The sequence below is a fragment of the Moritella viscosa genome, assembly GCF_900120065.1.
GTDB lineage: Bacteria > Pseudomonadota > Gammaproteobacteria > Enterobacterales > Moritellaceae > Moritella > Moritella viscosa.
In genome coordinates, this window is sequence record NZ_FPLG01000022.1 from 24,472 (window position 1) to 32,595 (window position 8,124).

Sequence of the window (8,124 nt, forward strand, 5' to 3'; positions counted from 1 at the left end):
TTACATGCTTTAGGGCGAAACAGGCGCTCAAGCCTTATCCCACAAGGGTTGGGAATCTTCACTTCTGAGTGGATTTGAAGGCTTTGGCGGGTTGACAGGTAAGAAAAAACCGCACAATGGCGGTTTAAGTGGTGGGCTGTGCGGCGGTGAGCTGTTCATATTTTTCAACAATCACCTCATAACGACCGGGCGCGGTGGACGCGCTATTCATGGGAATTGACCATTGATTGGCTGAAAGCCGCGTGAGCAACACGCGGCGGTGCCAGCGTTTAAGGCTTTCCAATATTTGGCTAGCGCGGCGACTATCACACCAACCCACATGGTCGATTTGATTGCTCGTCACGCGGCGAACGTAGGCATCTAATGCCGTTTCGCTGCGGTCTTTGACAATGTCGTGTTGATACATCGTTATCCAAATTGCCCGTATTTTATCAATCTGTCCGTGTTTGGCTTGACCACTTTGCGGGCTTAAACGCTTTTTAACCGCTGTTTTATGGCCGTTTGATAACGGTTTAAACCCGGCTTGTTTCATGGCTAAGAGTACGCTTTCAAGTTCACCAATACTCATGTGGCTACAACTTTGCTTATTGGTTTCACGGGTTAATATGAGCCGATAAACATCATCTTCAAGGGCTAATTTACGTTTGGCCACATGGATAAGTTTGATTAATTGGTTGCGGTTAGACATGCGCTGTCCTCATTGCTTGCTGCGGCTTTGGTTGAACATATCGCTCTGGTCAACACAAGGCCCTCAATCTTTTTAAACTGCCTGACTAACACCGCCGCCGATGAAAAGTAAGGCACAAGATGTGATGATTTGCCATGCAGATTGGGAATGTATTGTTTAGCACGGCGTTTGCCAATCTCTTTCTCTAATTTTTTGACTTTGCTTGGTGAATAAAGAGAACGGGTTTTAGTCTTCCACACCTGCGGGATAATACTGGGTCTGTTGTCCTTGTTAACCATCCAGTCACCTTTAAACTCGCCATTAATGTAAACAACGAGCGCTGCTTTTTGCTCTGATATACGCTGCCTTGAAACGTTAATGATAAACCCATCTAATGCAAACTCAACGTCTGGTAACCAGTCTGTGAGTTCACGTTCAATATCTTGCCATTGCGCTTTTGTAATATCTGACATAAATACTCCTTAATGTACGTTTGCTGGCGTTTGTTGGCCGCGCGTTGAGGTGATATTGGCTTTGATTACACCCGCTAATTCTTCTTGCGATGACGCCTGTGAAAGAGCCTGTTTTATGATGCCGTTGATGGTACTTGCAACAGCATTGTCCAGACTGTTATCACTTTCATTGACCGTGGCACTTACTTCAAGTTGAAAGTCTTTATTATTCACATGCAATGAATTAACCGTAATGATAATTTCGCTCATTTGTCACCGCCATTTTTGCCGTTTGTTGCAGCGCGGTAGATTGCACCAGGGGCTAGAATGCATTCATCTTTGCGTAATTGATTTAAGGGCATGCAACCGTCTTCATCAGCAAATGCGGTTCTATCAAAGACCATCTTAGTGTCACCCTCCATAAACCAGGCGGGGATAACACGGCCTTTACAGTTAATGGCGTTTTCACTTTCTTCTTTTGTGACTGGCTTAGGTTGCATGTATTCCATCAAAACCTGCTCGACTAAGGCGCGACTTGCATCAACACCATCCACGCGACCATCGCCGTAGTAAAAACAGTTTGAGTCTTTTTCGGCATCGGCGCGAAAGCCTTGCTCTTCTTGGATCTTTGCATCAAATGCGTTGAGTAATTTATCTAGTAACTTTTCCATCTGGCTTTCCATTAGTAAGACTCGTTAATATTTAGGTCAAATGACTTAGTACACTTAGTGCATTCAACTTCATGCGAACCAACGCTGATAGATGTTGATAAATCGTGCTCGCTAGTTTGTTGAACGGCTTCACAGTGAGGGCATTCAAACGTTATTTCTAAATCAATATTCACTTCTGCACACATAATTTCAGTTTCCCATTATCTAAAAGTTAGTTTTTCTACCCAAAAAACCGCAATTAATGCGGCTATTCGGACAACTAAATGTTTACTTATTCAGGTTCAACTTTGATAGTTATTTTGATATCAAAACCATTACGATCATCGGAATTAATCATCGCAACATCTTCACCATCTGCAACGCCACAATAGCCGTATGTCTCTTTTAGTCGCTTAACTGCAAACGCTTTAATTTCTTCTAATACTGGATTTTTCATTATTCAAAATTTCCTATTAAAGTTGCTGCTCATCAGTACTCAACCACAACGCTGAGTAGACACGACTTATCACTAAGACGTGTTTCGCTTTAGTTAGGCGTTAAGCCAGTTTTTTTCATGTTTGGCGACCATGGCTGATTTGATAGTACGGGCCTTGCGATAAGCCTTTACCCAATTATCTTTCGTGCAAGGGTTAACAACGATGTATTTAAATGATGCATCAAACACTTCAACATCAAATTTTGCGTTGTGAGTGTCGTAGCCATTTATCACTATCGTGACACTCTCTGTGTTACCGCTTGGGAAGTTAAAACCGTGATAAACGTCTAAGCGCCCATGTTGGTGACTTGCTTGCACTGCATCAAAACCTAATCCTAAAATATCCATACAAAATCCTTATAACTAAAAAGTGAATGTCTTATTTCTTTACCATGGGCGGCGGTGTGATGCCCAATACCCATTGGCAGGCATCTGCTATGCCGCGTTGGTATGCATTTTCATGCTTCTCTCTGCATTTGCTGTTAGCCAGATAGATTTGTTCAATTAATTCATCGGGCGTGCGCTGTGCTATTTTCTGCGTGAGAAACTCACGCCGTGTGCTGTCGAGTGCTGTGTCCATACGTGTACCTACAGTTTGCTGATGTCTAACGGGATTTGTTTGTAACTGCCCTGCGTGGTGCGCTCATAAATACGCAGATAAGCACAAGAACCCGTCACCTGAATTGAATCAGCAATCGCATCCATGGCTTTGCGCCACTCGGTATCGTCAATATCAAGCTGACGTAGACTCAATACTTGGTTGACATCAATACTGCCTTGCTTGTTAACCCGAAAGGCGTGGTCAACTAACGCTTTCATGTGGTCGCTTGCCCCTTCCGACCAACGATTGATACAGTTATCAATCTTGGCTTTGGCAGCTTGGATGCGTTCATCAAACATGCGGTGCTCACCCACGGCGCGTTGCAACTTGTACTGGCCATCAAATGACATCAAGGTCACGTTGCCTTTGGTGCCGCCGTATTTGACGCTGTACTCTTCGGCGCTCAGGTCAACAAAGTCGGCAACGGCGTTCATCGATTTGGCTTTAAACTCGGCCAATACTTGCTGTTGAACGCGCGCCTCTGCAACAATCTGATTCACTACGTCATCACGCAGTAAATCAATGGCCTTGATTTGCGACTCAGGAACAAGATGGCCCATTGCATTTAGTCTGTAGCCTGCTGGTGCGCTGTTAGCGCCTGAATTTATCGGTGTGGTCATGCATTAATTCCCTGATTAAGTGTATTTTTATTGCTGATTAATGTGTTTTTTGCATTTTTTAGTAAATTGCTGTGGCATGTGAGATGGCTACGCTTACTTCTCCACGTAACCATGCAACCATTAGTCTTAACCGTATAAACAATACGGCGCTCTCCATTAATCACCTCTACGATTTCAATCACCTGCTTTTTTAGTAATACAGGCGGTGTATCAATTTCAATTAATATGCAAGTAGGCGCTTTTTTAACACTGAGTACAGAAATACCACTGCGTTTAAAATGTCTAATTAGACTGCGTGCTTTTGTTACTGATGATTTATTCATTACTGTGACACTCCATCTAAATCATTAAATGCATACTTAATATGTTGTGCATTAATTGTTTGATTTTGCCCTTTGGCGACCATTGCAGCTAAACGTAAAGTTTGAAATAACGTTCTTAACCCCCCAGGCTTACTTGCTATTTGCTCAATCAATACACGTTCATCTTTACCACGTAATCCCCATGCATCGGCGACGTCTGAAATATCACGTTTTTTAACTTTATGTATGACTAATTTTTTAGCTATACGTGAAAATAAACGAGCAAAATCAATATCACGTTTACCGCCAGTGAGGTTTGAATAAACCTGATGGTTCCCGACCAGCGCAAAACCAACTTCCGCCCGCTCTTGAATAGCGCGTATTTCTTCAAGCGCTTCATGTTGTAGCTGGTCAGCTTCATCAATAATGACTAAACCTTGTGAGTCTTCGAGTTTTTTCGTGATTAAACGGCTCAATGGCCCTTTACGGCGTGGTGCATTATTGATACCGAGCTCTAATGCCATTTCATATAAGCACTCAAGCACACTGGCGCGAGAGGGACTGATGGTAATAAGCCACACATTCGGGTTGTCTTTTTGATAGCGTTTAATGGCTTGGGTTTTGCTGACCCCCGGATTGCCATAAATGATGGAGATACAATTGGCCATTTGAGCATATTGCAGCGCACTCCATATTTGACGCACGGTGGTCGTTTCCACGAAGCTTGGGATAGTGGGCAGCGCCTTGGCTTTTTGCTCACGTGATTTAAGCCACGCCGCTAACTCACCACTGACCTTGTCGTTATCACCTGGATAACGGCCGTTTAAGAACTGGCTTAAACGGGTTTTAGGAATGCCCGACTCTTTGGAGATTGAAGCCTGTGAGATTCGCTTGTTTTCAATCATTTGATTGACTTTTTCGACGATAGCCTTGCTGTCGTTGGTATTTTTTACAGCGCTTGGCATTGCAATTAAATTAGATGTGTCCATAATAACTCCGTTGTTTTTTTGATTGGGCTTGTTGCAGCAAGCCCGTTAAATTAATGTTTTCGAACGAGCTTCCCATTCCATTTCCACGCCTTTACTAAACGCTAATGTCATTGCATCGGTGTTGTTTTCTACCTCTTCTTCAACCAATACTTTTTGCAGTGTGTTACCGCGCGGCTGGAAGACTTCAACAATCTTGCTTTCAGGCTCTGGCGGTACTTCGGGCAATGGTAAGCGCTGCGCTACTTCATTAATGTTCATTTGTTTCACGGCTGTCTGCGCTTGCTTAGTGCGTTTAACAAACTCTTTACGATTGCGGTTATGTTCACGCGCTGCTTGTGTATCACCGAACCCTTCGGCGTGCAGACAGATTGCATCACAGATAAAACGCCCATCGAGGGTGTAACACAGCACAGATCCGTGCAGCTCACGCGGGTCAAAGCGCACAATGACTTTATTCTGGCTCAGGTGCATGCCTATCAAGCGTTCGTTGTGGTAACGGTTTTCACGATTTTGTATCTTGCCACCGGCTTTCAAGATAAAGGTGCCATCGCGTTTGACGCGCACCGCTTCGGCGGTCAAGAGCAGTAAGCGCAATTGTTCTTTAGTCGCTTTACGTATCGCGCTGTTGCTGTAGCTTTCCTCAAATGCCTGGTCAAAACTCAACATGCCGCGACACGCTTCGGTATTACGGTTCGGGCGTGAGTTAAACTGATTAATACCCGCTTCGAGTGCCTGTTCAAACACCTTGATATCTACCGCGTTTTTCGAGTTGTAGTTATCTGGTTTCTCCATTGGGTTTGGGCCTGTGTACGCACCAGCCACTAACGGGTGTTTATCAACTAACTCACCTAAGCCGCCATTACCGAATGCGCGCTCAACAGGTTTTGCTTGTCCGTGACCTTTACCAAACAACACGCTACTCCAATGCACCTCGATACCGAGCATCGGCAAGATACCTTTCGGGTCGTCTTCTTTGACTTTAAAGCGGTAACGATTTGGCACACCGCCCGTCATCCATTTGTTGGCGGCTGCGCGGGTGTTATCTATCGTGGCATGGCGTGGGATACCGTATTTATCAATCATGCTCATGAGGGCAAGGCGGATAGAGTCGCTGTTTTCGCTGACATCGCAGTAATAGCCCAATATTTTACGACTGTAGATGTCTTGCCATACCCACGTTTTAGGGCGCAAAATTTCGCCATTGTGCCAACGTACAAAGACGTTGTGCTGGTAACCATCGCCGTTTATCCATTCCATGGCGTCCAGCTCTGATACCGAGCGTTCTTGCGCTGGGTAGAGCATCATGAGTGCGTGAGTGCCTTTGCGCGCCAGTGTTATTTGGTCGCGGTTTAACTCACGTTTAATTTTGCGGTTAATGGATGTGTCTGATGGCACTGTCCAACCAAAGTTATCCGCCGCTTGACGCAAGCGTAAAACACAGGTCGCTAATGATGGTTCTTCGGGACGTAACCAATCTGCTTTTAAAAACTCCCACGCTTCACAGGTAAACTCGGCTTCAATTTCTTCACGGCGATTGCGGTAGCGCGGCAATAACACGGCGGCCCAATCGGCTTGTTCAAAGTTTTTCACCTTGTAGTAAAGGCGTTGCACGGTGCTTTTATTGGCATCGAACTCAGTTGCAATGGCATGAAATACGTCTTGCCCGCTGATACCTGATTCAATTAACTTGGCAACAGCCATCACAATCTGGCATTGCACAGTGGCTTTGGTGCGCTGCTTTTCTGTTGCGGCGTCCCATTCACTCCATAGCTTTTCACGGCTGTAGGTGAGGTTTTCGTTACCTTGCGCTTGCGGGATATTGTAGAGTTTCCCTTGGATCTCTATTTTACCCATGCGCTTATAAAGTTCGGCTTGCGCCTGAATAGGCAAAATACTGATGTGGTATTCGAATGCCTTGGAACCTTCGCGCTTGCGTTTTGTTTCTGTGCAACATAAGGATTCAAGACGAGACCTTACGTTGCGTGGATGACTTGGCATATCGCCTAGATCAACACACTCTGGAGCTGTAACCCAATAAGTCATAATTAATCCTTACGCGCTCTTTTGTATGTATCTTGATGGCCAGATTTCAGAAGGCGCTACACCAATGGCTCCCGCGATTATCTTTTCAGCCTTGGGATACTTAAATCGCAAAGCATTTCTTAATGTCGCGCCTGCAATACCATTCATTTCTGCAAGCTTGGTAAAGTTTGTGCCTTTCTTTTCTAATGCACACTTAATGTCTGCTGTATGCCAATCTCGATCATTACTACTCATCGTGTTACCCTTATGTGTTGCATGTGCGTGTTAAACGCTTCGCTTAACTAACTGTGTAACGCATTATCAGTAATAAAAGATCGCTTGTCAATACTATTGCGATCTTTTCCATTCTTTTGCGTTCTATGTCATTTATTGACTTAAACCCACGCCTATCAGCATTCATAGGCTTTTAAAAAGGAAAGATCGGTGCGCTCTTTATATGAAACACAAATAGATCAGTTTAAGGACAGGCTAAAGCTAGCCATAGGTGATGAGTCAGTGCGCTCTTTTTCGAAGAGGTGCGATATATCCGAGAGTGTTATAAGGAAGTATTTGAATGGATCTTATCCTGTAGTGGATAAGCTACCAAGGCTTGCTGAAGCTGCTGGTAAGAGCATGGAGTGGCTAATTACTGGTAAAGAAGTGACCAATACCAGTGTAAACATTGATGAGGATGACGCGTTTGCATTAATACCTGACTATAACGTCCAAGTATCCGCAGGCCATGGCACTGTTTGTGATTGTGATGAGAAACCATTTAGACATTTAGCTTTCAGGCACAAATGGTTAAAAGCACGTGGGTTTAAAGAGGGGGAGCTAGTTGTAGTAAGCACTAAAGGCGATAGTATGGAACCGCTAATTAGCAATAATGACTCGTTGGTTATCCATACAGGAAGAACAAGCCCTAGAGATGGCTGTATATATGTATTTAGAAATGATGAGGAGCTGTTTGTGAAGAGATATCAAAGCATGTTGGGCTCATGGCGCTTAATTAGTGACAATCAGATATACTCGCCGCTAGATATCCCTAAGCACGAACAGCATCAGTTTGAAGTTATTGGGCAGGTTGTTCACATTGCTAAAGATGTCGGTAATTAAACAGAATTTAAACACTAGTTACTCCCAACTTAGTGTTTCTTATTTTAAGCGGCTTAAACGCAAAGTTGGTCGCTTTTTTCTCATTTTACTTTTCGATGTAAATTCGGTCTCAAAATCCCTCTAATCCCTTTTATCAACTGGTTTTGTCCCAATAGATCCTACGTGTTCCTACCTAATCCCATCTTTATCATTCTTAGTGGTTCTATACA

13 protein-coding genes and 1 other RNA gene are annotated in these 8,124 nt (G+C 44.1%); 1 reads left to right on the top strand and 13 read right to left on the bottom strand.

What is annotated here, in order from left to right; all coding sequences use genetic code 11:
- Window positions 1–124 precede the first annotated feature (124 nt).
- From BT797_RS03745 to BT797_RS03800, 13 genes are all read right to left on the bottom strand, one after another.
- Complete coding sequence (locus BT797_RS03745; protein WP_075471109.1) at window positions 125–688, bottom strand: gp16 family protein; 564 nt, start codon at window positions 686–688, stop codon at window positions 125–127.
- The gene (locus BT797_RS03750) at window positions 667–1,140 is read right to left on the bottom strand and encodes a hypothetical protein (protein ID WP_075471110.1); all 474 of its coding nucleotides are present in this window, start codon (window positions 1,138–1,140) and stop codon (window positions 667–669) included. Before BT797_RS03750 ends, BT797_RS03745 begins: the two co-directional genes overlap by 22 nt.
- A 9-nt stretch (window positions 1,141–1,149) precedes the next feature.
- On the bottom strand, window positions 1,150–1,389 hold the full coding sequence (locus tag BT797_RS03755) for a hypothetical protein (RefSeq protein ID WP_045111278.1): 240 nt from the start codon (window positions 1,387–1,389) through the stop codon (window positions 1,150–1,152).
- Window positions 1,386–1,790, bottom strand: coding sequence for a hypothetical protein (locus BT797_RS03760; RefSeq protein WP_075471111.1), 405 nt, complete (start codon window positions 1,788–1,790; stop codon window positions 1,386–1,388). The genes BT797_RS03755 and BT797_RS03760 overlap by 4 nt, the downstream gene beginning before the upstream one ends.
- 271 nt (window positions 1,791–2,061) lie before the next feature.
- Entirely contained in the window at window positions 2,062–2,226 is a 165-nt protein-coding gene (locus BT797_RS23755; RefSeq protein ID WP_170860710.1) for a hypothetical protein, read from the bottom strand.
- Between the two features lie 19 nt (window positions 2,227–2,245).
- Window positions 2,246–2,316: hammerhead ribozyme type II (locus tag BT797_RS03765), an RNA gene on the bottom strand.
- A gap of 3 nt (window positions 2,317–2,319) precedes the next feature.
- A complete protein-coding gene (locus tag BT797_RS03770; protein WP_075471112.1) occupies window positions 2,320–2,613 on the bottom strand; it encodes a hypothetical protein in 294 nt (97 codons plus the stop codon).
- Between the two features lie 31 nt (window positions 2,614–2,644).
- The gene (locus tag BT797_RS03775) at window positions 2,645–2,845 is read right to left on the bottom strand and encodes a hypothetical protein (RefSeq protein ID WP_075471113.1); all 201 of its coding nucleotides are present in this window, start codon (window positions 2,843–2,845) and stop codon (window positions 2,645–2,647) included.
- 8 nt (window positions 2,846–2,853) lie between these two features.
- The gene (locus BT797_RS03780; protein WP_045111282.1) at window positions 2,854–3,486 is read right to left on the bottom strand and encodes a DUF3164 family protein; all 633 of its coding nucleotides are present in this window, start codon (window positions 3,484–3,486) and stop codon (window positions 2,854–2,856) included.
- The gene (locus tag BT797_RS03785) at window positions 3,483–3,809 is read right to left on the bottom strand and encodes a hypothetical protein (RefSeq protein WP_045111283.1); all 327 of its coding nucleotides are present in this window, start codon (window positions 3,807–3,809) and stop codon (window positions 3,483–3,485) included. The genes BT797_RS03780 and BT797_RS03785 overlap by 4 nt, the downstream gene beginning before the upstream one ends.
- On the bottom strand, window positions 3,809–4,777 hold the full coding sequence (locus tag BT797_RS03790) for an AAA family ATPase (protein ID WP_244534127.1): 969 nt from the start codon (window positions 4,775–4,777) through the stop codon (window positions 3,809–3,811). Before BT797_RS03790 ends, BT797_RS03785 begins: the two co-directional genes overlap by 1 nt.
- A 45-nt stretch (window positions 4,778–4,822) precedes the next feature.
- The gene (locus BT797_RS03795; protein WP_045111284.1) at window positions 4,823–6,820 is read right to left on the bottom strand and encodes a transposase domain-containing protein; all 1,998 of its coding nucleotides are present in this window, start codon (window positions 6,818–6,820) and stop codon (window positions 4,823–4,825) included.
- 9 nt (window positions 6,821–6,829) lie between these two features.
- Complete coding sequence (locus BT797_RS03800) at window positions 6,830–7,054, bottom strand: helix-turn-helix domain-containing protein (RefSeq protein ID WP_045111285.1); 225 nt, start codon at window positions 7,052–7,054, stop codon at window positions 6,830–6,832.
- A gap of 315 nt (window positions 7,055–7,369) precedes the next feature.
- Here BT797_RS03800 and BT797_RS03805 point away from each other — a divergent pair, with 315 nt between their 5' ends.
- The gene (locus tag BT797_RS03805) at window positions 7,370–7,915 is read left to right on the top strand and encodes a S24 family peptidase (protein WP_244534128.1); all 546 of its coding nucleotides are present in this window, start codon (window positions 7,370–7,372) and stop codon (window positions 7,913–7,915) included.
- Window positions 7,916–8,124: the final 209 nt, after the last annotated feature.

Bases quoted from the DNA above. Each gene is read 5' to 3' on its own strand.
- BT797_RS03800 (WP_045111285.1), bottom strand. From the start codon at position 7,054: ATGAGTAGTAATGATCGAGATTGGCATACAGCAGACATTAAGTGTGCA.
- BT797_RS03795 (WP_045111284.1), bottom strand. From the start codon at position 6,820: ATGACTTATTGGGTTACAGCTCCAGAGTGTGTTGATCTAGGCGATATG.
- BT797_RS23755 (WP_170860710.1), bottom strand. From the start codon at position 2,226: ATGAAAAATCCAGTATTAGAAGAAATTAAAGCGTTTGCAGTTAAGCGA.
- BT797_RS03785 (WP_045111283.1), bottom strand. From the start codon at position 3,809: ATGAATAAATCATCAGTAACAAAAGCACGCAGTCTAATTAGACATTTT.
- BT797_RS03770 (WP_075471112.1), bottom strand. From the start codon at position 2,613: ATGGATATTTTAGGATTAGGTTTTGATGCAGTGCAAGCAAGTCACCAA.
- BT797_RS03750 (WP_075471110.1), bottom strand. From the start codon at position 1,140: ATGTCAGATATTACAAAAGCGCAATGGCAAGATATTGAACGTGAACTC.
- BT797_RS03780 (WP_045111282.1), bottom strand. From the start codon at position 3,486: ATGACCACACCGATAAATTCAGGCGCTAACAGCGCACCAGCAGGCTAC.
- BT797_RS03760 (WP_075471111.1), bottom strand. From the start codon at position 1,790: ATGGAAAAGTTACTAGATAAATTACTCAACGCATTTGATGCAAAGATC.
- BT797_RS03745 (WP_075471109.1), bottom strand. From the start codon at position 688: ATGTCTAACCGCAACCAATTAATCAAACTTATCCATGTGGCCAAACGT.
- BT797_RS03775 (WP_075471113.1), bottom strand. From the start codon at position 2,845: ATGGACACAGCACTCGACAGCACACGGCGTGAGTTTCTCACGCAGAAA.
- BT797_RS03790 (WP_244534127.1), bottom strand. From the start codon at position 4,777: ATGGACACATCTAATTTAATTGCAATGCCAAGCGCTGTAAAAAATACC.
- BT797_RS03755 (WP_045111278.1), bottom strand. From the start codon at position 1,389: ATGAGCGAAATTATCATTACGGTTAATTCATTGCATGTGAATAATAAA.